Genomic DNA, 23,799 nt, shown 5'->3' on the forward strand with positions numbered 1-23,799 from the left:
GCTTCGTGTTTCTGAATATGCGCGAACCGGCCGGATTATTGTGAAGAGACAGGTCAAGGTGGCGGCAACGCGTTCGACAGTGGAAGGCATGCCGGGGCGGTACGCAACCGCCCTGTTTGAGCTCGCGCTCTCCGAGGGCAGTTTGGATACGGTCGGCAGTGATCTCGATCGGTTCGCCGCGCTCGTGGCTGAATCGCCCGATCTTGCGCGCGTCGTCCGCAGCCCGGTCTTCACGCCGGAAGAGCAGTCGCGGGCGGTTGCAGCAGTGCTGGGCGCTGCCAATATAACGGGCTTGGCCGCGAACTTCATTTCGCTGGCTGCACGCAATCGCCGCCTGTTCGCAATCGGCGACATGATTTCCGCCTATCGCAAGCTCGTCGCAGCCCATCGCGGCGAGGAAACCGCCCAGGTCACGTCCGCCGAGCCTCTGAGCGAGGATCAGGTGAACCGCATCAAGCAGGCGCTCAAGGCGTCCGTTGGCCGGGACGTACAGATCGACACCAAAGTTGAGCCGGGGATCCTCGGCGGCCTCATCGTCAAGGTGGGAAGCCGCATGATCGATGGCTCGCTTCGCACGAAACTTCAGAATCTTCGTATTGCCATGAAAGAGGTAGGGTGATGGATATCCGTCCGGCGGAAATTTCCGCGATCCTCAAGGAGCAGATCAAGAACTTCGGCCGTGAGGCGGAAGTCTCCGAGGTCGGCCAGGTCCTGTCGGTCGGTGACGGCATCGCCCGCGTCTACGGACTGGACAATGTTCAGGCCGGTGAGATGGTCGAGTTCACCAACGGCATTCGGGGCATGGCCCTGAACCTCGAGGTGGACAATGTCGGTATCGTGATCTTCGGCTCCGACCGCGAGATCAAGGAAGGCGATGTCGTCAAGCGCACCGGCGCCATCGTGGAGGTGCCCGTCGGCAAGGGGTTGCTCGGCCGCGTGGTCGACGCGCTCGGCAACCCGATCGACGGCAAGGGTCCGATCGTCGGCAGCGAGCGTCGCCGCGTTGACGTGAAAGCGCCCGGCATCATCCCCCGCAAGTCGGTGCATGAGCCGATGCAGACCGGCATCAAGGCCATCGACGCTCTGATCCCGATCGGCCGCGGCCAGCGTGAGCTGATCATCGGCGACCGCCAGACCGGCAAGACCGCCATCATCCTCGACACCATCCTGAACCAGAAATCCGTCAACGCCGCTGGCGACGAGAAGCAGAAGCTCTACTGCGTCTATGTGGCCTGCGGACAGAAGCGCTCGACCGTGGCGCAGCTGGTGAAGACGCTCGAAGAGAATGGCGCGCTGGAGTATTCGGTCGTCGTTGCCGCGACGGCCTCTGATCCGGCCCCGATGCAGTATCTCGCGCCTTACACGGGCTGCACGATCGGTGAGTTCTTCCGTGACAACGGCATGCACGCGCTGCTGGCCTATGACGACCTCTCCAAGCAGGCCGTCGCCTATCGCCAGATGTCGCTGCTGCTGCGTCGTCCTCCCGGTCGCGAAGCCTATCCGGGCGACGTGTTCTACCTGCATTCCCGCCTGCTCGAGCGCGCGGCGAAGCTGAACGATGACTATGGCGCAGGCTCGCTCACGGCGCTGCCGGTGGTGGAAACGCAGGCGAACGACGTGTCGGCCTATATTCCGACCAACGTCATTTCGATCACCGATGGCCAGATCTTCCTTGAGACGGACCTGTTCTATCAGGGTATTCGCCCGGCCGTGAACGTCGGTCTGTCGGTGTCCCGCGTGGGCTCCGCCGCTCAGATCAAGGCCATGAAGCAGGTTGCCGGCCGCATTAAGGGCGAGCTTGCCCAGTATCGCGAGATGGCAGCCTTCGCTCAGTTCGGTTCCGACCTCGATGCCGCAACCCAGCGTCTTCTCGCCCGTGGCCAGCGCCTGACCGAGCTGTTGAAGCAGCCGCAGTTCTCGCCGCTTGCGGTCGAGGAGCAGGTCGTTGTGATCTATGCCGGTGTGAACGGCTATCTCGACGGACTGCCGGTGAGCAGGGTGCGTGCCTTCGAGGAAGAGCTCCTGCGCTTCATGCACGATAAGCACAAGGACATTCTCGACACGATCCGGACCGAGAAGGAACTGAGCGCGGGAACGTCCGAGAAGCTGAAGGCTGCAGTCGACAGTTTCTCCAAGGCCTTCGCGGCCTGACGCCAGCGCCAGCAACGCGATCCGTCAAAGACCGAGCAGAGGAAAGCGGCTGAATGCCGAGCTTGAAGGACCTCAGAAACCGGATCTCCAGCGTCCGCTCGACGCAGAAGATCACGAAGGCGATGCAGATGGTCGCCGCCGCCAAGCTGCGCCGTGCGCAGGAGGCCGCCGAAGCGGCGCGCCCCTACGCCGAGCGTATGGAGGCGGTGCTGGCCAATCTCGCCAGCGGGCTCAATGCCGATGGCGCTGCACCGCGCCTGTTGACGGGAACCGGCCGGGATCAGGTGCATCTCCTGATCGTCATGACCGCCGAGCGCGGCTTGTGCGGCGGCTTCAACAGCAACATCGCCAAGCTCGCCCGTGATCATGCCCTGCAGCTCGTCAATCAGGGCAAGACGGTCAAGATCCTCTGTGTCGGGCGCAAGGGCCGCGATGCTCTGCGTCGGAGCTTTGGCAAGCAGATCATCGACACGATCGAGTTCCGCAACGTCCGCCGTCTCGGCTTTGGTGAAGCGCAGCTCGTGAGCCGCAAGATTTTCGATATGTTCGATGCCGGCGAGTTCGATGTCGCCACATTGTTCTATTCGAATTTCAAGAACGTGATCACCCAGAAGCCGACTGCGGTTCAGCTCATACCGGCCCGGATCGATGCGAATGCTGCGGGTAATGCTCCCAAGCTCGATCTCGGCGGGGCGATCTACGAGTATGAGCCCGAAGAGACGGAGATCCTGGATGAGCTCCTGCCCAGGAATGTCTCGGTGCAGATCTTCCGTGCATTGCTGGAGAACGCGGCCGGCGAGCAGGGCGCGCGCATGTCGGCGATGGATGCGGCGACCCGCAACGCCGGTGAGATGATCAACAAGCTGACGCTGAGGTATAACCGCACCCGTCAGGCGATGATCACCAAGGAGCTTATCGAAATCATTTCCGGCGCCGAAGCTGTCTAAGCCGCGCGCCCACGCGGCTGATACGAACACGCGCGAGCACTGGACAAAACAGGGATTGACCGATGACGACCACCACAACCGCTCCTACGACCAAGAAGACCACCTGGGTAAGGCCCGCCGATGCCAAGCAGCCGAACAATCCGAGCGGCCGGATCCGTCAGGTGACGGGTGCGGTCGTCGACGTTCAGTTCGATGATCACCTGCCGGAGATCCTGAACGCTCTCGAGACCAAGAACGGTGATACGCGGCTGGTGCTGGAGGTTGCCCAGCATCTCGGTGAGAACACCGTCCGTTCGATCGCGATGGACTCCACCGAAGGCCTCGTGCGCGGCCAGGAAGTGGTAGACACCGGTGCGCCGATCGTGGTGCCCGTCGGCCCCGGCACGCTTGGGCGCATCATGAACGTCATCGGTGAGCCTGTTGACCAGGCCGGGCCCATCGACTCGCAGGAAACCCGCGCGATCCACCAGCCGGCCCCTGAATTCGTCGATCAGTCGACGGAAGCGGAGATCCTCATCACCGGCATCAAGGTGGTGGACCTGCTCGCGCCCTACGCCAAGGGCGGCAAGATCGGCCTGTTCGGCGGCGCCGGCGTGGGCAAGACGGTGCTCATTCAGGAGCTCATCAACAACATCGCGAAGGCGCATGGCGGTTATTCCGTGTTCGCCGGTGTGGGCGAGCGCACCCGCGAAGGCAATGACCTCTATCACGAGTTCATCGAATCCGGCGTGAACAAGAAGGGCGGCGGTGAGGGCTCCAAATGCGCCCTCGTCTATGGCCAAATGAACGAGCCGCCCGGTGCGCGTGCCCGTGTTGCGCTGAGCGGTCTCACCGTTGCGGAATATTTCCGCGACCAGGGCCAGGACGTGCTGTTCTTCGTCGACAACATCTTCCGCTTCACCCAGGCGGGCTCGGAAGTGTCCGCTCTCTTGGGCCGCATTCCTTCGGCCGTGGGCTATCAGCCGACGCTGGCGACCGATATGGGCGCCCTTCAGGAGCGCATCACCACCACCAATAAGGGTTCGATCACCTCGGTGCAGGCCATTTACGTGCCCGCCGACGACTTGACTGATCCGGCCCCGGCCACCTCCTTCGCTCACTTGGACGCGACGACCGTGCTGTCGCGCTCGATCGCCGAGAAGGGCATTTACCCCGCGGTCGACCCGCTCGACTCCACCTCGCGCATGCTGGATGCTCGTATTATCGGTGAAGAGCACTACACGGTCGCGCGCCGGGTGCAGGAGATCCTTCAGCGCTACAAGGCTCTTCAGGACATCATCGCGATTTTGGGCATGGACGAGCTTTCCGAAGAAGACAAGCTGGTTGTGTCCCGCGCCCGCAAGATCGAGCGCTTCCTGTCGCAGCCCTTCCATGTGGCTGAGATCTTCACCGGCGCTCCCGGCAAGTTCGTGGCCCTCGAGGACACCATCAAGGGCTTTGCCGGCCTGTGCGATGGCAAGTATGACCACCTGCCGGAAGCAGCCTTCTACATGGTTGGCACCATCGAGGAAGCGGTGGAGAAGGCGCAGAAGCTCGCTGCTGAGGCAGCCTGAGCCACGCAATCCTGAGCATTTTCGGCCAGGCGGCATGCTGTCCGTCTGAAGAAAATGCCACCAAGCAAGAACCCTGGAGCGGTTTCGCGGTCGGAAAATAGCGAAAACGCTTCTGTCCGCGAGCAGGCAAAGGAATCGCCGGTTAATGGCTGAACTGCTTCACTTCGAACTCGTGTCGCCGGAGCGGCTGCTCTTTTCCGGCGATGTCGAGCAGGTTACCATCCCCGGCAGCGAGGGCGAGATGACCGTTCTCGTCCGCCACGCGCCGCTGATCACCACCCTCAAGCCCGGCTTGCTCCTTGTCCGCAAGGATGGCGGAGGGGAGGAACGGATGTTTGTGCGTGGCGGCTTTGCGGAGATCAATCCGCAAGGGCTGACCGTCCTTGCCGAAGAGGCAATTCCGCTCGCCGAGCTCGATCGAGCCGCTTTCGCACAGCGCATCAAGGATGCTGAAGAGGATGTCTCTGATGCAACCGACGACGAGAGACGGCGCAAGGCCCAAGAGGTTCTCGATCACCTGAGGCAGGTGGAGTCGGCGCTCTCTGCCACTGTATAATAAGCACATTCACGAATCGGAAAGGGTGCCGCGCCATTGCGGCATCCGGAGCCGTGGAGGTGCCAGACCATGCATGGCGGCCATGGAACCATGCGTTGGACCCTGGATCGAATCAACTGGGGTGCCTTCGAGAAGAGCAAGGTTGATCCAGAGATCCTGAAGGCGGTCAAAGCCGCCGCCCTGGTCGAGTTCAACGCTCCGGACTACGTGAGTTATCTCTGCAACGTCTTTCACGACGACGAGGCGGTCCAGCAGAATATCGAGCAATGGGGCAGGGAAGAGGCACAGCACGGTCGTGCTCTTGCCGCTTGGGCAAAGCTCGCTGACCCCAGCTTCGACTTCGAAGGCGCTTTCGAGCGCTTCCGCAAGATCCAGAGCATTGATACCGCAGCACAGGAATCGCGCCGCGGCTCCAAGGCCGGCGAGATGATCGCGCGCTGTGTGGTCGAGAGCGGCACCTCCTCCTTCTATACCGCGATCAAGGATCGCACGGACGAGCCCTGTCTCAAGCAGATCGTCACCTTCATGGCAGCGGACGAGTTCGCCCATTACCGCTGCTTCTATGAAATTTATAAGAAATATCAGTCCGAGCTGCCGGGCGTCCTTGGGCGGCTGAAGGTTGCCGTGGGCAGGGTGAACGAAGCAGACGATGACGAGCTGGCGGGGGCCTATTACTGCGCAAACTACCCCGCCAATAGCGAGGTCCCTTATCACCGTAAGACCTTTGCGGATGCCTATCAGAAGCGCGCCATGGGTGTTTATCAGCGCCAGCACATGGACCGCCTGATTTCCATGGTGGCCAAGGCGGGCGGCTTGGACCCGCACGGCTTCATAACCACGAGAATTCAAGCTCTGGCCTGGTGGTATATGTCGAAGCAGCAGCAGAAGCTTGCGAAGACAGCGGTTTAATCCGGCGAAAGCCGTGTATTAGTCTTGGTCCCGTGCGGGCAGGGCTTCAGGATTACCCCGTTCGGGCCGGGGCCGAGAATTGAGCCGAGCGGCCGGCACAGGGCATTGGCGCAGAGAAGGTAATCATCAGTATAGCCCGATGCCGCTAGAGAGAGTTCGGGCAAGACCGGAAGCTTCGGCTCATATCGCCATGATCCGTCATCCATCAGCCGCGCCCCTTCCGGCGGCTCCATACCCGCACCGGAGCCGCGAACCCGTGCCTCCTGGAGAAGGAGCCCGTCGGGGCTCACGAGATAGGTCTCCTCCCACCGCAGCTTTTCCACTGAATGGGTCCAGGACAAGGTAAACCGGTCTTGCGGCAGATTGAGCGCCACGGTGACGGCTCCGGCCACCAGGCACAAAAGGCTCATGCGGTCTGCCGCAACGCGACATCCCGCGAGCGCCACCAATGCCATATGAGGAACGCGGCGGTAAGGCCGAAGCCGATCTGATCCGTGATCGGCACGGCAAGGACCAGCAGAAAGGCTGCAGCCGCGGCCAAGATCCGCTCAGGCCAGAGCAGCGGGCCCCGGAGGAATCCGACCATTGCACCACCCCAGAGGATAATCGCCAGCACCGCCTTCACCACCATATAGCCCGAATCGAGCCAGTTCCCCCCCTGCAGCATCAGGGCGGGATCATAGACTGCCATGAAGGGCACGACATAGCCGGGTATGGCGATGCGGGTCGCCTGCCAACCTATGGCCATGCCCGAGGCGCGCGCAATCGGCGCCGCGGCAAAGGCTGCGAGCGCCACGGGCGGCGTCAGATCGGCCATGATGCCGAAATAGAACACGAACATATGCGAGACCAACAGCGGTACCCCCAATTCCAGGAGCGCCGGTGCGGCAATCGCGCTGGTGATGATGTAATTGGGTATGGTGGGCAGCCCCGTTCCCAGAAGTATGCAGGCCAGCATGGTCAGCACCAGGCTGAGGAACAGGTTGTTCTGGCCGAAGGCAAGAATCATCTCGGCAAACTGCACTGCCGCACCGGTCAGGGTGAAGATTCCGATCAACACGCCGACGATAGCGCAGGCAATGCCCACACTGACCGCGTGCTGCGCACCTTCTGCCAGACTGTCGATCGACAACCGCAAGGTCTCGCGTCCACCTTTGGTCACCAGGTTTGCGAGAATGAGGCCGAGCACCACGAGAAGTACGCCCGATACGCCGAACTCGAAGAACGAGCCACACAGGAGCCCCAGGACAATCCAGAAGATCACCCGCAGCGTCGTTCCGCTCAAGTTGAACGCGACCGCCGCGCCAAGGATAAGAACAAGCGTGAGGAACAGGCTGACCGTGCCCGAAAACAGCGGTGTGTATCCTGAGAACAGCAGATAGATCAGCACTGTCAGCGGCAGGATCAAATACCACTTGTCGCGAATCGCCCGCCAGGGATCGGGGCAATCCTCTTTGGCTATGCCTAAAAGCTTTTTCCGGCCCGCTTCGAGATGCACCGACCAGAAAGCCGCACCGAAATAGAGGAGCGCGGGGATGATCGCGGCTTTGACGATCTCGATATAAGGCAGCCCCAGCGTCTCGGCCATGATGAAGGCCACCGCCCCCATCACTGGCGGCATGATCTGGCCACCCATGCTGGAGGTCGCCTCGACCGCGCCCGCGAACACGGGCGAGTAGCCGAAACGCTTCATCAGCGGGATGGTGAATTGTCCGGTGGTCACCACATTGGCCACGCCAGAGCCATTGATCGTGCCCATCAGCGCCGACGACAGCACCGCAACCTTTGCCGGCCCGCCCTTCTTGTGGCCCACCAGCCCCATCGAGACATCGGTGAACAGTTTGATCATTCCTGCCCGTTCGAGGAACGTGCCGAAAAGGATGAACAGGAAGATATAAGTGGCCGAAACGTAGATGGGGGTGCCGTAAATGCCTTCGGTGCCCAGGAATATTTGTTCGATGATCTGATCGAAGCCATAGCCGCGGGTGGCAAGTGCGCCGGGCAGGTATTCGCCCCACAGACCATAGGCAAGGCAGATGCCGCACAGGATCGGCAGCGCCCAGCCCATCAGGCGGCGGGTCGCGTCGAAAACGAGGATGATGACAGCCACGCCGACCGCGAGATCGGTGGGGGTGGGCATGCCGGCCCGCAGCAGCAGGTCCGTTTCGAACACCCAATGATAGAGGCCGAGCACAAAGCCGATGCCGCCGATCAGCCAGAACAGGCCGGTTTGCAAGCGGCCCTCGGCCCTGGCCGCTGCCATTCCATAGATGATGAGCAGCAGAAAGCCCACATGCACCGAGCGCACCACCAGGCTCGAGAGCGGACTATAGGCTGCGGTCCAGATCTGGAACAGCGAAAAGGCCACGGCGCAGAAATAGAGCACTCTCCGTGACAAGAAGCCCTGTTCTCCGCTTACCGGAGAAGCGAATTCGCTGGTTTGCTCTGATGGCGATGGCATCGGTCTTCCAAGTCGGTGCTACAGAGCGCCAACTTCCTTGTAATAGCGCTCAGCCCCTGGATGCAGCGGAATGGGCAGGCTCTGAGCCGCTTTCTTCACATCTATGGCCTTGGCAGCTGAGTGGGCAGCGGCGAGATCGCTGAGATGCTCGAACATCGACTTGGTCAGCTGATAGGCTGTCTCGTCGGGCAGATCCTCCCGGGTCACCAGGATGTTGGTGATGGCCACCGCTGGCGCATCGGCCTTCTGTCCCTCATAAGTCCCAGCCGGTATCACGCTGGCCTGATAAGCGGGGTTGCCGATCTTGCGGACAATGTCTTCGGGCACGGGCACCACGACGATTGGCAGGGACGTCGCGAGGTCCTTGATTGATGACACGCCGAGCCCTGCTGATTGCAGCGTGACATCGAGCTGGCGGTTCTTCATCAGGTCGACCGACTCCCCGAACGGCAGATATTCGACCTTGCTGAAATCTTTGTAGGTGATGCCCGCAGCCCCGAGCACGGCGCGCGCGTTGAGCTCCGTGCCGGAGCGCGGCGCACCGACCGAGATGCGCTTGCCCTTGAGATCGGCCAGAGTCTTGATGCCCGAGGCTTCGGACGCAACAATCTGGACATAGTTGTTGTAGAGGCCGCCGATCGCGCGCAGCTTGGTCAGCTTCGTGTTGAAGCCAGCCTCCTTTTCGCCATTCCACGCATCCGCAACTGCGTCTGCGAGGCTGAAGGCGACCTCGGCGCGGCCGGCCTGAACGAGATTGAGGTTCTCGACCGAGGCTTTGGTTGCCTGCACAGAGATCTTGGCGCCGGGCAGGACGGAGCCATAGACCTTCGAGAGTGCAACACCGAGCGGATAGTAGACACCGCTCGTGCCGCCTGTGGCGATATTGATGAACTCGGCGGACCGGCCGGAGCCGGGAAGCGCCACTGTTCCAGCGAGCGCCGCAATGCTTCCAAGGATATGGCGGCGTGTGAGCAGGATCATCACCGTTTCCCCCAAATTGTTCTGAGCTTTGGGCGATGATATCGCGTCTCACATGCGATTCCAGCCATCCTTATGGCTAAGTCACAATTTTGCCTCTGCAGCCGCAAATAAGACGGGGGCGCGGACTTATTTCTTCAGATAAGGCGCAAAGGCAGCGACGACCTGCTCATAGACCTGGCGTTTGAATGGCACAACGAGGCCAGGCACCTTTTCGACTTCCACCCACCGCCAAGCATCGAACTCGATCTCGCCGCCATCGGTGGGAATGAGGTTGAAATCGGTGTCCTTGCCCTGATGGCGCATCAGAAACCACTTCTGCTTCTGGCCGCGATAGCGCCCGTTCAGTGCCTTGCCGATGGCGGACCGGGGCAGATCATACTGCAGCCATCCCTCGGTTTCCGCCATGACTGCGGCATGGCGGGTGCCAACCTCTTCATAGAGCTCCCGGAATGCCGCCTCGCGCGGATCCTCGCCCTCATCGATGCCGCCCTGCGGCATCTGCCAAAGTTCTGCGCCGCCGTCGCACTCCCATTTGGGCACGCGTCGGCCGATCCAAACCTTGTGCTCATGATTGACGAGCATGATTCCGACACAAGGCCGGTAGGGCATGGCGGCGATCACCGAATCATCGAGCATGGTCGGAAGCGTTCTTCATGGTGGGGGTCTCCAATACGGCGCTTGCGGGCACAACCACAAAGCTCTTCTGGTTCTGCCGCTCAAGCCACCGTGACAACTGTTCCACGGTCATTTGCGAGGCCGAACCGCTGCCAATGGCAATCCCTTGTACTCGCGCAATTTCGACGAGTCGGTTCAAAGAGGCCTCGATAGCCGCGGGCGAGGGTTGAGCATCTATGACGAGATCGGCTTCTGCATAATGAAGCCCCGCCGCTTGTGCAATATTCTGAACGGCAGTGCCGGGTCCTCCCAGCTCGAAATAGCCGAGCCCACGCGTCCGGAGGTCGTGAAATATGGATGCCAGCTCAGGGATGTCGGCGCGGGCAGTACTGTGAAGCGTGCTTGCGATTCCAAAATAGCCAACGGCCCGGCTCATCTGCCAGTGCAGCTTCTCGATGGGCGTCGATCGCGTTGTGCTGAGGATCAGATGGCCCCCTGCTGCGGGTGATGCCAATCCGTCACCCGGCTCGGAGCCGGTCTGGAGCAGGACCTCGTGCCCTTCTGCCCGCGCCTCGTTCAGCCAGGCTTGTGCATGTGGGCTATTGGCGGACACGGCCAGGGTTACATCGGCTGGAAGCAGGTTGACCGCAGTCGCCGAGCCTCTGGGATCGCGTCCGAGATCACCGATGATGAACGCGATCTTGGGCAGGCTCGCACCTGCTTGTGCTTGGGATAGCGGGCGCGCATAGGCGGAAAGGGGGGTATTGTCTGCCGTAGCGCGCGGCAGCGGGCCATACCGGCTGGTTTCGATCAAATCGGGATTGCCGCCATCGAAGCGAGAATAGGGAGCGCTGCCTGGCGAGGCGTGGCCATCGGTCTGATCGGTCTGGATATCCTGCGATGCCGCAGTACCGTCGACCGAGCCCGTGGTGAGCTGATCCGCGCGCTCGATGTCGACGACGACGAGAGGCTGTCCTCCATCCGGATCATGAGCGAGCATGAGCCAGACAAAAACCACGATCATGAGCGCCGCCAGCGCGCCCATTGCCATGTGAAGCAGTGTCAGAACAGACTTTTCAGATCCACGCTGTGCCCATCTCGGTTTGAGGGGCGTCCTAAGGTCATCCGACATTGTCCCGGTGGCCGTCTATCATTCGCCGCCAAACTGCATCGCTCGCCTCTGAGGTGGTTCCTGGACGGCTCTGCCCGACCCGCAAGATGTGGTCGGCGCGGACCTGCCCGGTCCTGGTCCTCTGGACGAAAATAGGGCAAGCCGCCAGCAGGCGGCTTACCCCATTCCAAAACCATAGCTCTATCGGGTCGTCAGTTGGCCTTCACAGCCGGCTTGGCGACTTGCTTCGTGGCCTCGCTCACCGCGCCCCCACGCAGATAGTTAAGCGCATATTGCAGCTGAGTATCCTTTTCCTTCTCCTTCGGGACATAGGCCGACGAGCCGGAAGCCTCTTCGGTGCCGTTGTCATTATGGAGATGGCCGCGCAAGCTTGCCTCGCCCCGGGGCTGAAGCTGGCTTGCCTGATCCTCCGGCACGTCCTGCTCAACCTTCACGTCAGGATCAATGCCTTGCGCCTGGATGGACCGGCCGGCAGGTGTGTAATAGCGGGCGGTGGTCAAACGGAGCGCACCATAGCTACCCATTGGGATGATCGTCTGCACCGAGCCCTTGCCAAAGGAACGCGTGCCGATCAGCGTGGCGCGCTTGTGATCCTGCAGAGCACCCGCCACGATCTCGGACGCGGAGGCTGATCCGCCATTGATGAGGACCACCACGGGCTTACCGTCGAGCATGTCGCCGGGCTGCGCGTTATAGCGTTGCGTCTCATCGGCGTTCCGGCCGCGTGTCGAGACGATCTCGCCGCGATCGAGCATCGTGTCGGAAACCGAGATGGCTGCATCCAGCAAGCCTCCCGGATTGTTCCGCAGGTCAATGATATAGCCCTTGACCTTGTCGCCGAGTTCTTTCTTCACATCCTGGATGGCCTGCTCCAGGCCCTCCTGGGTCTGCTCGTTGAACGAGGTCAGCCGGATATAGCCGATATCTCCCTCGAGCTCTGAGCGAACCGCCCGGATCCGGATGATCGCGCGCTTCAGCTCGACCTCGATCGGCTTGTCAGTGCCCTGGCGCTGGAGTGTCAGTTTGATCGGCGTGTTCACCGGGCCGCGCATCATGTCGACGGCCTGGTTCAGGGTGAGGCCCATCACGTCCTGACCATCGATCCCGATGATGAAGTCATCGGGCTTGATGCCTGCCCGCGAGGCCGGGGTGTCTTCGATGGGATAGACGACCTTGACCAGGCCGTTCTCCATGGTGACCTCGATCCCGAGCCCGCCAAACTCGCCACGTGTTTGCACCTGCATCTCGCGGAAGCGCTCCGAGTTCATGTAGCTCGAATGCGGATCCAATGAAGACAGCATGCCGTTTATGGCAGAGTCGATCAGCTTCTCCTCGTCCGGTGCCTCCACATAATCAGAGCGCACCCGGTCGAACACGTCGCCGAAGAGATTGAGCTGGCGATAAGTATCCGTCTTGGACGAGGTTGCGGCGTCCAGGGCGGAGGCACCGTTCCACACGACGGTCGCGATGATAGCGCCGACAGCCCCATAGCCGACTGCGCTGAGAAACTTGCTGCGCATTTACTTCCGTGCCTCTCTACCCGTTCCAGCCCACCAGGGCGCAGGATCGATCGTATCGCTGTTTTTCCGAAACTCAATATAAAGGATCGGCCGGGGATCTCCCATACGGTCGCCGATCAGCGTTGCGCGAGCCGGCTCTTTACCCATGACGCCTACAGGCTCGCCTGCTCGCACGAACTGTCCGGTCTGTACCATCAACCGCTCCAGTCCGGCCAGTAAGATATGATAATCCTCGCCAACATCCAGGATCAAGATTTCCCCATAGCTGCGGAATGACCCGGCGTATTCAATCCTACCATCAATTGGCGCGGTTACCTGGGCTTCTGAGCGGGTCGCGATCGAGACGCCTTGGCTGCGACCACCGAAACCGTTGTCGTCTCCATAATGTCTTAGCACCGCGCCTTGCGCCGGGAAGTTCACTTTCCCTTTAGCACGAGTGAATGGAATTTGCGGCGTCATTTGGGCGAGGCGTCGTTGTTCCTCAGCTTTTCGCCGCGCTTCAGCCTCCGCCAGCCGGTTCGATTCCAGTTTTCGCAGCAGATCCCTAAGGGATTCTGCGCGGGCAGCGATCGCCGAGGCATGCTTGCGCTCTTCTTCTATTTCTTGCGTGGTGGCCTGCACCAGAGACTGCTTCTGTGCGAGGACTGCGGCAATTTCTTTTCGCTCCTGTTGCAGTCCCACAATATTGGTCTCGAGCACCTCGCCTTCCCGCAACATCCGCCGGCGCAGCTCCTCCAGATGCTGAAGGTCTGCCGCGAGCGCGTCCGCTTGCGCCTTCAGCTGGCCGATAATATCGCCCATGAGCATGGCGCCGCGCACCGCCTCGAGCGCGTCATCAGGTCTCACCGCCAGCGCGGGTGGCGGGTTGCGCTCGAGCCGCTGCAGCCCGGCGAGGAGCTCCGACAGGAAATTCCGCCGGTCCGCCAGCCGGTTTTGCAGCGTCTTCGCCTGTCCGTCAAAGCCAACCATGCGCTGCTCTGCCGCTGTGATCGCACCTTCTCTGGATTGGATGCGCGCCGCGAGCTCTACCAGCTGCTTTGACAGCGCTGCGGATTCCTTCTCCAGCTCCACCAGCTTGGCGCTCAGTTCTGCCTGCCGTGCGTTCCGCTGCTCTAGCTCGCCTTTCAGCGTTTCGAGCTCGTTCTGCTTGGCGCGCTCCTCGAAGGAAGGACCCTCATCGGGCGCAGTCTCCGCCATCGCAAGCGGGCCAACTGCCAGTGCAGAAGCAAGGATCGTGCCGAACAAGAGAAGGGATCGCAGTCTCATCGGTTTGCGCGGAGAAAGGGGTAGTCTCGACAGACCCCGGCGGCTCCATCTGCGTCTTTCGCGAACAAGACCAGATCTCATTGCGGGCGGCATGCTTTCGACGTCACCTTGTGCACGGTCATCGTGCCGTCGCAACGGCAGCCTGCAGGATCAACCCCTGTGGTAAGGATGATTGAGCAAAATGGTAACCGAACGGTAAAGCTGCTCCGCGAGCAGCACTCGCGCCAGCCCGTGCGGCCAGGTCATTCGTCCGAGCGCCACGATAAACCGCGCCCGGGACATCACCGCTTCGCCATGACCGTCGGGGCCACCCAGCAGGAAGGCCACCTCTGGTGCGCCTGTCTCAATCCAGGATTGGAGGGCCTGCGCGAAGCCTTCGCTCGTGAACTCCCGTCCATGCTCATCGAGCGCGACGACCACCGCGCGGTCATCGATCTGGCCGAGGATCCTGCGCGCTTCATCCTCCCGACGGAGCGCCGAGGTTTGTGCGCCAGATTCCGGCAATTCCCTAAGCGCGATCTCGCTGATGCCGAGCGCCCGGCCCTGCGCAAGGGTTCGGCCTCGGTAAATCTCGAACAATTCCTGTTCGGGCCCGCGCTTCTGCCGGCCAACCGCAACAATCGACACGCGCATGCGAACTGAGGCCCCCTTATGGGCTTTTCAGCTGGTGGCCTCGTCCCGTTCGTCCTGCGCTTATCCGACCCGCCGCTCCACCGGAGCATTGGCCGACCAGAGCTTCTCCAGATTGTAGAACTCGCGAACCTCCGGCCGGAAAATATGGACGATCACATCGCCTGCATCGACCAGCACCCAATCGCAATGGGTCAGGCCTTGCACGCGGATGTCCTGTTGGCCGGATTTCTTGAGGTTCTCAACCAGCTGCTCGGCGATCGCGCCAACATGACGGTCAGATCGGCCTGAGGCGATGACCATGTAATCGGCGATCGGTGTTCGGCCAGCAAGGTCGATTGCGACCACATCTTCGGCTTTGGAATCGTCGAGAGATTCGCGAACCGAGGCTACCAACTTTGAAATGCCACCCTCCGGCAGCACTCCATTCTCCACACGATGCGCAGCGGCATCGTGCCTATTCACATTAACTGTCAGGGCTATGATCCTTTCCCGGCGCCATTACCCGAACGATGCTGCCCGCATCGCGATGTCCGTGTTGAGATGACTTACGCACGAGGTAACGCCACGATATTCATACTCCATCTGACTCCCATAGATTAGCGCCCCTCGCGCGATGTGCAATAGTAGGGCCGTAACACGACTGCGAAATAACAGCGCTTGATGTTATTTTACCGCTTCAGCCGGCGGCGGAGCGCGGTGGAGCTGTCGGGGCGTCGTGGGATCGGAATGAAGCTCCAGGCCGGCGTGCGGTGGCCGGGCAGCACGGCGCAGTCTTCGGCGTCGATGCGATAGGGCGCGAGTCTTTGCGCTGCGGGAGAGTGCAGCGCCTGCAGGGTGTAGCCGGGTCGATCGAAAACGGCGAGTGGCAGCGTATACGGGATGCGCAGCCAATTGTTCCACCGGTGGAGGGATGCAAAACTGTCCGCCCCCATCACCCAGACATACTGACCGCAGGCCAGCAAAGGCCGGAGCGCACGCAACGTGGCCGCCGTGTTGCTGGTCCCGAGGCGTCTCTCAAGGGTGAGGATCTTGACCCTGGGATGGCCGGCCAGCTGCTCTGCCAAGGCGACGCGACGCTCGAAATCATCCGTTTCCGCGCTGTCCTTCAGCGGATTTTGCGGCGAGACCAGCCACCAGAGCTGATGAAGCTTCAGACGTTTGAGCGCTTCCTGCCCGATGGCGACATGCCCGGCATGGGCGGGATTGAACGACCCGCCGAAAATGCCGATACGCATCTTGGGGTTGACCGCTGGCAGCGGAAAGGGAAGGGGGGCCATTCCAAAAAGGCTCAATGCTCACGGGCGGGTCTGGCCGCTTCCGCGGACCACATATTTGAATGTGGTGAGCTGTTCCACGCCCACCGGCCCGCGCGCATGCAGCTTGCCCGTGGCAATGCCGATCTCGGCGCCCATGCCGAACTCACCGCCATCGGCAAATTGCGTCGAGGCATTGTGCAGCACGATGGCGCTGTCGACGGTTGCCAGAAAACGCTCCGCCGTCTCAGCATCATCGGTAATGATCGCTTCCGTGTGCTGCGAGCCATAACGGGCGATGTGCTTCATGGCCTCGTCCACACCGTCGACAACCCGCATGGAGACGATGGCGTCGAGATATTCCGTTGACCAGTCGGCCTCGCTGGCGGGCTTTACCCGGGGGTCGGCGGCTTGGGTGCGAGGGCACCCGCGCACCTCGCACCCGGCGCTGATGAGGCTCGCGACCAGCGGCTTGAGATGCGCCTCGGCCCCGCCGCTATCCACGAGGATCGTTTCGGCAGCGCCACAGACCCCGGTGCGGCGCATCTTCGCATTCAGCACCACATCCCGCGCCATGTCGGAATTGGCATCCTTGTCCACATAGACATGGCAGATGCCCTCCAGGTGGCTGAACACCGGCACCCGCGCATCCGATTGCACGCGCGCAACCAGGCTCTTGCCGCCGCGCGGAATGATGAGATCGATATGGCCGTCGAGCCCTGCCAGCATCATGCCCACCGCTGCCCGATCTGTGCTGGGCACCAACTGGATCGCTGTTTCGGGCAAGCCGGCCTTTGCAAGACCCGCGGCAAGGCAGCGCGCGATGGCCTGGTTCGTGGCGAACCCGTCGCGGCCGCCACGCAGAATGGCCGCATTGCCTGATTTCAGGCAGAGCGCACCTGCATCGGCCGTCACATTGGGGCGGCTCTCGTAGATAATGCCGATGACCCCGATGGGAGTCCTCACCCGCGATATGGCCAGACCATTGGGCCGCTGCCAGCTCGCCATGGTCTCACCGACCGGATCCGGCAGAGCTGCAATCTCTTCCAGCCCCTTCGCCATCGCCTCGATGCGCGCTGGCGTAAGGAGCAGCCGGTCAATGAAGGAGGCCGCAAGCCCGGCAGCATTGGCGCGGCGAACGTCGCCCTCATTCTCGGCAAGAATGGTCGGCCTGGCATCGCGAATCGCTGCGGCCATCGCCGCGAGCGCCTCATTCTTCTGACTGGCCGGCGTCCTGGCGAGCACCGCTGCAGCGGCGCGCGCCGCATGACCGATCTCGGCCATCACCTCATCGAGAGTGGCTGTCTCTGCCACCGCCCTCTCAGCCAGCTTCATGATGAAAACTCCCAATGATCACGAGATCATCGCGGTGGACCATCTCGTCGCGGCCACGCCAGCCGATCCGTTCCTCGATCTCATGGCTGCGTGCGCCCACGATGCGTTCTGCATCAACCCGGTCATAGGCCACAAGCCCCCGCGCGATCTCCGAGCCCGACAAAGTGCAGATGCTTACCGTATCACCGCGCGCGAATGAACCCTCCACCCGCTTGACGCCGGCCGGCAGAAGGCTGCGCCCATCGAGCAAGGCATTGGCCGCCCCATCGTCCACGATCAGGCGACCGGCCGGCTCGAGTGCGCCGGCTATCCAGCGTTTGCGGGAAGCAACCGGCGAGGCCTTGGCCAGGAACCAGGTGCATGGCGCGCCGTCATCGATACGGCGCAGCGGGTTCATGTGGCGCCCCGACGCGATGACCATATGAGCCCCCGCGCCAACGGCGATGCGCGCCGCCTCGATCTTGGTGATCATGCCGCCGGAGCCGACACCGCTGACGGGCTTGCCGGCCATGGCCATGATGGCCGGCGTGATCTCGTGCACTTCCGGAATGAGCGTGGCATCGCTGTCGGACCCCGGTGCTGCCGTGTAAAGCCCGTCCACATCGGACAGGAGCACCAGGCAATCCGCCGAAACCATGCTGCTGACCCGCGCCGCCAGCCGATCATTGTCGCCGTAGCGGATTTCGGAGGTTGCCACCGTGTCATTCTCGTTGATGACCGGCACGGCGCCCTGCTTCAACAAGGTGGCGATCGTGGATCGCGCATTGAGATAGCGGCGGCGCTCCTCGGTGTCGTGAAGGGTGAGCAGGATCTGCGCGGCCACATAGCCATGCTCGGCCAAAATCTGCTGATAGGCGCGCGCAAGCGCAATCTGGCCGACGGAGGCCGCCGCCTGGCTTTCCGCAAGCTTCAGGGGCCGCCGCGGCAGCCCCAAGGTCCGGCGCCCCAAGGCGATCGCCCCGGACGAGACGATGAGCGTCTCGACGCCCGCGGCCTTGAGCCGCGCGAGATCATCGATAAGGCTGGTAAGCCACGGCCGGTTCAGCTGGCCGTTGCTGTTGACGAGCAATGCCGAGCCGATCTTGACGACCAGCCGCTTCGCCTGATCGAGACGTGTCATGGTTGCCAACTCTCGCGATGGTCTTCGGGCTGCGCTTCAGACTTTGTCCCGCGTTGCCGCCGTTCATCGGTGATGAAGCGGAAGAGCTCGCGCATCGCGTCCTGCACGCCAAGGCCTGCCGCGCCTGACAGAAGCAGCACCGGCTTGCCGATTTCATTGGCAAGAAGCCTGCGCTTCTCCTCGATGTCCTCAGTGGACAGCGCATCGGCCTTGTTCAAGGCCACGATCTCGGGTTTGTCCGCGAGGCCTTGGCCGTAAAGTTGCAGCTCATCCCGCACCGTGCGATAGGCTGAGACCGGATCATCCTGCGTTGCATCGATGAGATGCAGGAGAACTGCGCAGCGCTCCACATGCCCTAGAAAGCGATGGCCGAGCCCTACGCCCCGGTGCGCACCTTCGATCAGCCCAGGAATATCGGCGAGCACGAATTCGTTGGAATCCACATTGACCACCCCGAGCACCGGCGACAGGGTCGTAAACGGATAATCCGCGATCTTCGGCTTGGCGGCGGTGACAGCGGCCAGCATCGTCGACTTGCCTGCATTGGGCAGGCCAATCAGGCCGGCATCGGCAATCAGCTTGAGCTGCAGCCAGATCCAGCGCTCCTCGCCTGGCAATCCAGGATTGGCCCGGCGCGGCGCACGATTGGTCGACGATTTGAAATGCGTATTGCCAAAGCCCCCGTTGCCACCGGTGGCGAGCCGCACCCTTTGGCCGGGCTCGGTCAGGTCGGCGATCAGGGTCTCGCCATCCTCCTCGTAGATCTGCGTGCCCACAGGAACCTTTAGAACCACGGCCTCACCCGATGGTCCGGTGCGGTTCTGACCCATGCCGTCCGTGCCACGCTGCGCCTTGAAATGCTGCTTGTAGCGATAGTCGATAAGCGTATTCAGCCCCTCGACCGCTTCCGCCCAGACATCGCCGCCGCGTCCGCCATCACCCCCATTGGGGCCGCCATACTCGATGAACTTCTCGCGCCGGAAGCTGACGGAGCCGTTTCCGCCATCGCCTGATCGGATGTAGATTTTTGCGCGGTCCAGGAATTTCATGCGCGGTGTTTATCCCGTTTGCAGCGCCGCGCAAAGGGGCGCTTATGCCACGTGCTTTGGGCTTGCCCGATATATCGGGATGGCTGACAAGCATTGCCATGACGACCAATAGGGCCACACCAACAGAAAAGCGTTCCATTGCCGTTATCGGCGCAGGTCCCGCTGGCCTCATGGCCGCCGAGCGGCTCAGTGCCGCCGGCCACCAGGTGACCGTTTACGACCAGATGCCGTCCGTAGGCCGCAAGCTGCTGATGGCCGGGCGTGGCGGGCTCAATCTCACCCATAGCGAACCGCTCGAACGCTTCCTGCAGCGCTATGGCGAGACGTCATGGCACCTCATCGATGCTGTCAGCGCATTCCCGCCCGAAATCTTGCGTGCCTGGGCCGAGGCCTTGGGCCAGGAGACTTTCATCGGCTCGAGTGGTCGTGTGTTTCCGCGGGCGATGAAAGCCTCACCCTTGTTGCGCAGCTGGCTTGCGCGGCTCGCACATCAGGGTGTTCGCATTCTTACGCGTCACCGGTGGATTGGGTGGGACGAGGGCGCCATTCTGTTCAGCGACCCTTCCGGCCTGCCCTTGCGCGTTCATGCGGACGCGACGCTCTTGGCGCTTGGCGGGGCGAGTTGGCCGCGCCTCGGCTCGGACGGCAACTGGGTAGACCATCTCGCCAGGCGCGGGGTGGAACTTGCTCCATTGGCGCCATCCAATATGGGCGTCAATGTCGCCTGGGGCGAGCCGTTTCGCGGCCGTTTCGTCGGCCAGCCGCTGAAGAATATTGCAGTCAATCATTCCGGAACAAGGGTTCGCGGCGAGGCGGTGGTCACCGCCTATGGTCTGGAGGGTGGGGCCATCTACGCCTTATCCTCACATCTGCGGCGCGCCTTGGAGGAGAACGCGAGCACCGTGCTGGAGATCGATCTCCGCCCGGAGCTCTCGGTCGAGAGACTAGCCGAACGCCTTTCGCGCCAGCGTAAGGGTGAATCGCGCAGCAACGCGCTTCGAAAGACGCTAAGCCTGCAGCCGATCCAGATTGGTTTATTGCGGGAGGCCTCTGCGAGCCTGCCTGCTGAACCTGCTGAGTTGGCCGCGCTCATCAAGGCAGTGCCGCTCACCGTAACGGGTGTCCAACCCGTGGAGCGGGCGATTTCAACCGCCGGCGGGGTTTCCTTCTCGGCGATTGATGAGAACTTCATGCTCAGAGCCATCCCCGGCACCTTCGTGGCCGGGGAGATGCTCGATTGGGACGCACCGACCGGCGGCTACCTGCTTCAGGCGAGCTTCGCGACAGGTATGGCTGCGGCAGTAGGGATTGAGCGCTGGCTTAACCGAGCATAAACGCTGAACAGCGGAGAAGATTGCGCTCCAGTCACATCGCAGAAACTTTGGTGAGGTGCACAAAGGCTTCGAGCGCCGCCGTCCCCACCAGCGAATTGCCTGAACGATCGAGCTCGGGCGACCAGACGGCGATCGCGCTATGACCCGGTGCGATGGCGATTATGCCGCCGCCCACACCGCTCTTGGCCGGGAGCCCCACGCGAAAGGCAAAGCTGCCCACCGCATCATACATGCCGCAGGTCATCATGATCGCGTTGACCCGGCGCGCCTGCTGTTCGGTCATCACGTCCTCACCAAGCGCAGGCGAATATCCGCGGCAAGCCAGAGGCAGAAAGGCGCGGGCAAGGTCGAGGCAGCTCATCCGCAAGGCGCAGATCCGGCAATAGGCCTCCAGCACCTGCAGCGGATCATTGTCGATTGTGCCATGGCTCTTGAGCAGATGGGCGATCGCCGCGTTGCGATGCGCGGTCGCCAGCTCTGATCGCGCCACGTCCTCATCGATCTCGATCGTGAAATTCTGCGCGAGCACCCGCACATAGTCGAGAACCACCCGGTCTGCGCCCCGTCGGTGCCGGCGCATGAGGCTGTCGACGACCACCAGCGCGCCCGCATTGATGAACGGATTTCGCGGCCATCCCCCCTCATATTCCAGCTGGACGAGGCTGTCGAAGCGAGACCCGGACGGCTCTTTCCCCACACGCGTCCAGATATCGTGACCATGGACGCGCAGAGCCAGCATCAGCGCAAAGACCTTCGCGATGCTCTGAATGGAAAAGGGTTCGGAGGCCTCGCCCACCGAGGCCTCTCTTGCCGCAACATCGACGACGCACATGCCGAAATGGTCGCTGCGCACCCTGGCGAGGGCGGGAATATAATCCGCAACCTTGCCGCGGCCGAACTGCGGCTTCACCTCTTCGGCGACCGTTCTGAGCACGTCGTCCAGCATGCGGCGATCGGCACGTCTCTCGTCAGTAACCCTGCTGGCTCAAGCGCTTGGCTGATCGACCGCGAGAACCGTCAGCTGATGGGAATGCCCGTCGCGGCCAACCCAGTCGATGGATTGGCCGACTTTGAGACCGATCAGGGCGGTGCCGATCGGCGTCATGATCGAGATCTTGCCTTCAGCAATATCTGCCTCGCCCGGATTGACCAGCTTCACCTTGCGCTCCTGGCCATTGTCCGCACGATAGCTGACGGTTGATCCCATCCGCACCACGTCGGCAGGCACTGCGCGATCTGCGACGACTTTCGCGCGGTCCAGTTCCGAGAGCAGTTCCTCGGCAATCTCGGCCATTGTGCCTGCCGCACTGCTGGCGAGCCTGGTCAGCCGGTCGTAATCACTGGTGCTGATGATGATCTTTGGTTTCCTGGCCGAATGTGCGTCTTTGCGCATGGTCGAATCCTATCGATCGGCCTCACGGGGCCGTTGCTGCCGTTGTAGAGGGGGATGTGGACGCCGATTTGCGGCTGGCTCTAAGCGGATGACCGGGCTTGTCTCGGCGATGCGCTCATTTGCAGAAGGTGGTTCGGACCCTCGGCCCGGAAGCGCAAAAGGCCGAGCCGAGGGGGCACTAGCCCGCGATCGGATGTACTCGCAGAAACAGGGCTCGGGTCGTTTTCATCAGCGCCTTCATAGTAAGAAGGCTGGTGCTTTCTAAGCAGTTTGTCAAGGGATACGGCGGGTTTGCCATTGCTGAAGAGGTGGAGTGTCAGCGGGCGAACACGAGGAGCGTCGATGTTGCCGAGGCATAGAGCGCGCCCGCGCTATCCACCAGCTTTGCCTCGGAGAACGCCACACGCCGTCCTATGGTGAGCACCCGCCCCTCTGCGCGCACGGTGCCGGTCTTCGCAGTGAGTGCCTTGTGATAGGCCACTTTGAGCTCGAGCGTGGTATAGGCCTGTTCAGCCGACAATTTGGTGTGAACGGCACAGCCGCAGGCGGAATCAAGCAGAGTGGCAGCATAGCCGCCATGAACGGATCCAACCGGATTATAGGCATGGGGTCCAGGCGTGCCCTCGAAAACCGCGAGCCCGTCTCCAACCTCTACCAGCTGGAATTCTAGCGTTTCTCCAATCGGAGCCCGCCCGCCGGCACGGATGAGCGCCTGCATCTGCTCGAGTCCTGAGAGTTCCCGATCCAATTCCTGAAAGAGATTCATGGTTGCTCGCCCAACTGAGGCCGCTTGTCCTGATGCTTACTTCAGCAGCATACCGCCATCGACGATGAGATCGATGCCGGTGATGTAGGATGCGCCATCGGACAGAAGGAAGAGTGCCGCATTGGCGATCTCCTCCGGACGGCCGACGCGGCCCATCGGGATATGGCTGCCAACCGAAGCGACCTTTTCCGGCGTATCCCAGCGTGCCTGCATCGGCGTCTGCGTAGGGCCAGGATAGATCGCATTGGAGCGGATATTCTCTGCCGCCAGCTGCATGGCAAGCGATCGTGACAATGCGCCCACCGCAGCCTTGGAGGCGGAATAGGCATCCTGTGGCAAGGGATCGCCCCGCAGGCATTGAATGGTCGAGAAATGCACCATCGCGCCGCCTCCGCTTGCGCGCATGTGCGGCACCGCTGCTCTGGCCGTATGCACCATGCTTTTCAGATTGATGGCGAAAACCTGATCCCAGACGGCGAGATCCATCTCCAGGGCTGACTTGTCACGACCGAACCAGAGTACGCCTGCAACATTGGCAAGATAGTCGAGCCGCCCAAACCGCCGTGCCGCATCATCGATGGTGCTGCGGACAAAGCTTTCATCGGTCAGGTCGCCCCTCGCATAGATCGCCCGCTCGCCGAATTGGCCGTATCCTTCAGGCTCCGGCTTCAGGTCGAGCATGGCGACCATGCCGCCGGCCTTCAGCATGGCGCGCGCGATCGCTTGCCCCATACCGCCACCAGCCCCGGTCACGACCGCGGCCTTCCCGGAAAAATCGAATGTCAGCATCGCATGCGCGTCCTGGCGAGATCTCGTCCGCGTCTT

Annotated in this window: 24 protein-coding genes; 7 read left to right on the forward strand and 17 right to left on the reverse strand. The window is 62.0% G+C overall.

Annotation, left to right across the window (positions count from 1 at the left end):
* Positions 1-58: 58 nt before the first annotated feature.
* From RCF49_RS14710 to RCF49_RS14735, 6 genes are all read left to right on the forward strand, one after another.
* Positions 59-619, forward strand: a complete 561-nt coding sequence (locus RCF49_RS14710; protein ID WP_342640556.1) for a F0F1 ATP synthase subunit delta — start codon at positions 59-61, stop codon at positions 617-619.
* Positions 619-2,151, forward strand: a complete 1,533-nt coding sequence (gene atpA, locus RCF49_RS14715; RefSeq protein ID WP_342640557.1) for a F0F1 ATP synthase subunit alpha — start codon at positions 619-621, stop codon at positions 2,149-2,151. Before RCF49_RS14710 ends, atpA begins: the two co-directional genes overlap by 1 nt.
* Positions 2,152-2,204: 53 nt before the next feature.
* Positions 2,205-3,098 carry a F0F1 ATP synthase subunit gamma gene (locus tag RCF49_RS14720; protein WP_342640558.1) on the forward strand — a complete coding sequence of 298 codons (894 nt, stop codon included), beginning with the start codon at positions 2,205-2,207 and terminating at the stop codon, positions 3,096-3,098.
* Between the two features lie 62 nt (positions 3,099-3,160).
* Positions 3,161-4,651 (forward strand): F0F1 ATP synthase subunit beta, encoded by a 1,491-nt coding sequence (gene atpD / locus RCF49_RS14725; RefSeq protein ID WP_342640559.1) that lies wholly within the window; start codon positions 3,161-3,163, stop codon positions 4,649-4,651.
* A gap of 145 nt (positions 4,652-4,796) precedes the next feature.
* On the forward strand, positions 4,797-5,207 hold the full coding sequence (locus tag RCF49_RS14730; protein ID WP_342640560.1) for a F0F1 ATP synthase subunit epsilon: 411 nt from the start codon (positions 4,797-4,799) through the stop codon (positions 5,205-5,207).
* A gap of 90 nt (positions 5,208-5,297) precedes the next feature.
* A complete protein-coding gene (locus RCF49_RS14735; protein WP_342640561.1) occupies positions 5,298-6,116 on the forward strand; it encodes a ferritin-like domain-containing protein in 819 nt (272 codons plus the stop codon).
* Here the strand turns inward: RCF49_RS14735 and RCF49_RS14740 are convergent.
* The 13 genes from RCF49_RS14740 to obgE form a co-directional block, all read right to left on the reverse strand.
* Positions 6,113-6,526: a DUF1850 domain-containing protein gene (locus RCF49_RS14740; protein ID WP_342640562.1), complete on the reverse strand. Its 414-nt coding sequence runs from the start codon at positions 6,524-6,526 to the stop codon at positions 6,113-6,115. The two genes, RCF49_RS14735 and RCF49_RS14740, sit on opposite strands and share 4 nt — an antisense overlap.
* Positions 6,523-8,577 carry a TRAP transporter permease gene (locus RCF49_RS14745; protein ID WP_342640563.1) on the reverse strand — a complete coding sequence of 685 codons (2,055 nt, stop codon included), beginning with the start codon at positions 8,575-8,577 and terminating at the stop codon, positions 6,523-6,525. The genes RCF49_RS14740 and RCF49_RS14745 overlap by 4 nt, the downstream gene beginning before the upstream one ends.
* 18 nt (positions 8,578-8,595) lie before the next feature.
* Positions 8,596-9,558, reverse strand: a complete 963-nt coding sequence (locus tag RCF49_RS14750) for a TAXI family TRAP transporter solute-binding subunit (protein WP_342640564.1) — start codon at positions 9,556-9,558, stop codon at positions 8,596-8,598.
* Between the two features lie 126 nt (positions 9,559-9,684).
* Entirely contained in the window at positions 9,685-10,194 is a 510-nt protein-coding gene (locus RCF49_RS14755) for an RNA pyrophosphohydrolase (RefSeq protein ID WP_342640565.1), read from the reverse strand.
* A complete protein-coding gene (locus RCF49_RS14760) occupies positions 10,184-11,197 on the reverse strand; it encodes a divergent polysaccharide deacetylase family protein (RefSeq protein ID WP_342640566.1) in 1,014 nt (337 codons plus the stop codon). Before RCF49_RS14760 ends, RCF49_RS14755 begins: the two co-directional genes overlap by 11 nt.
* A gap of 299 nt (positions 11,198-11,496) precedes the next feature.
* Positions 11,497-12,825: a S41 family peptidase gene (locus RCF49_RS14765; RefSeq protein WP_342640567.1), complete on the reverse strand. Its 1,329-nt coding sequence runs from the start codon at positions 12,823-12,825 to the stop codon at positions 11,497-11,499.
* Positions 12,826-14,070, reverse strand: coding sequence for a murein hydrolase activator EnvC family protein (locus RCF49_RS14770; RefSeq protein WP_342640568.1), 1,245 nt, complete (start codon positions 14,068-14,070; stop codon positions 12,826-12,828). It lies immediately after the preceding gene.
* Positions 14,071-14,241: 171 nt separating this feature from the next.
* Positions 14,242-14,724 carry a 23S rRNA (pseudouridine(1915)-N(3))-methyltransferase RlmH gene (gene rlmH, locus RCF49_RS14775; protein WP_342640569.1) on the reverse strand — a complete coding sequence of 161 codons (483 nt, stop codon included), beginning with the start codon at positions 14,722-14,724 and terminating at the stop codon, positions 14,242-14,244.
* Between the two features lie 60 nt (positions 14,725-14,784).
* Positions 14,785-15,186 carry a ribosome silencing factor gene (gene rsfS / locus RCF49_RS14780; RefSeq protein WP_432807291.1) on the reverse strand — a complete coding sequence of 134 codons (402 nt, stop codon included), beginning with the start codon at positions 15,184-15,186 and terminating at the stop codon, positions 14,785-14,787.
* Positions 15,187-15,392: 206 nt separating this feature from the next.
* Positions 15,393-16,001, reverse strand: a complete 609-nt coding sequence (locus RCF49_RS14785; protein ID WP_342640570.1) for a nicotinate-nucleotide adenylyltransferase — start codon at positions 15,999-16,001, stop codon at positions 15,393-15,395.
* Positions 16,002-16,019: 18 nt separating this feature from the next.
* A complete protein-coding gene (locus tag RCF49_RS14790) occupies positions 16,020-17,312 on the reverse strand; it encodes a glutamate-5-semialdehyde dehydrogenase (protein ID WP_342640571.1) in 1,293 nt (430 codons plus the stop codon).
* Complete coding sequence (proB, locus tag RCF49_RS14795; protein ID WP_342640572.1) at positions 17,299-18,432, reverse strand: glutamate 5-kinase; 1,134 nt, start codon at positions 18,430-18,432, stop codon at positions 17,299-17,301. Before proB ends, RCF49_RS14790 begins: the two co-directional genes overlap by 14 nt.
* On the reverse strand, positions 18,429-19,481 hold the full coding sequence (gene obgE, locus RCF49_RS14800; RefSeq protein ID WP_342640573.1) for a GTPase ObgE: 1,053 nt from the start codon (positions 19,479-19,481) through the stop codon (positions 18,429-18,431). The genes proB and obgE overlap by 4 nt, the downstream gene beginning before the upstream one ends.
* A 98-nt stretch (positions 19,482-19,579) precedes the next feature.
* On the opposite strand from obgE, the gene RCF49_RS14805 reads away from it, so the two are divergent.
* On the forward strand, positions 19,580-20,815 hold the full coding sequence (locus RCF49_RS14805; protein ID WP_342640574.1) for an NAD(P)/FAD-dependent oxidoreductase: 1,236 nt from the start codon (positions 19,580-19,582) through the stop codon (positions 20,813-20,815).
* A gap of 31 nt (positions 20,816-20,846) precedes the next feature.
* On the opposite strand, the gene RCF49_RS14810 is transcribed toward RCF49_RS14805, so the two are convergent.
* The 4 genes from RCF49_RS14810 to RCF49_RS14825 form a co-directional block, all read right to left on the reverse strand.
* Complete coding sequence (locus tag RCF49_RS14810; RefSeq protein WP_342640575.1) at positions 20,847-21,761, reverse strand: glutaminase; 915 nt, start codon at positions 21,759-21,761, stop codon at positions 20,847-20,849.
* Between the two features lie 39 nt (positions 21,762-21,800).
* The gene (gene rnk / locus RCF49_RS14815; protein ID WP_342640576.1) at positions 21,801-22,208 is read right to left on the reverse strand and encodes a nucleoside diphosphate kinase regulator; all 408 of its coding nucleotides are present in this window, start codon (positions 22,206-22,208) and stop codon (positions 21,801-21,803) included.
* 316 nt (positions 22,209-22,524) lie between these two features.
* On the reverse strand, positions 22,525-22,974 hold the full coding sequence (locus tag RCF49_RS14820) for a PaaI family thioesterase (protein WP_342640577.1): 450 nt from the start codon (positions 22,972-22,974) through the stop codon (positions 22,525-22,527).
* 36 nt (positions 22,975-23,010) lie between these two features.
* Positions 23,011-23,763 (reverse strand): SDR family NAD(P)-dependent oxidoreductase, encoded by a 753-nt coding sequence (locus RCF49_RS14825; RefSeq protein ID WP_342640578.1) that lies wholly within the window; start codon positions 23,761-23,763, stop codon positions 23,011-23,013.
* Between the last annotated feature and the right edge of the window lie 36 nt (positions 23,764-23,799).

Source organism: Rhodoligotrophos sp. CJ14, from assembly GCF_038811545.1.
GTDB classification, from domain to species: Bacteria; Pseudomonadota; Alphaproteobacteria; order Rhizobiales; family Im1; genus Rhodoligotrophos; species Rhodoligotrophos ferricapiens.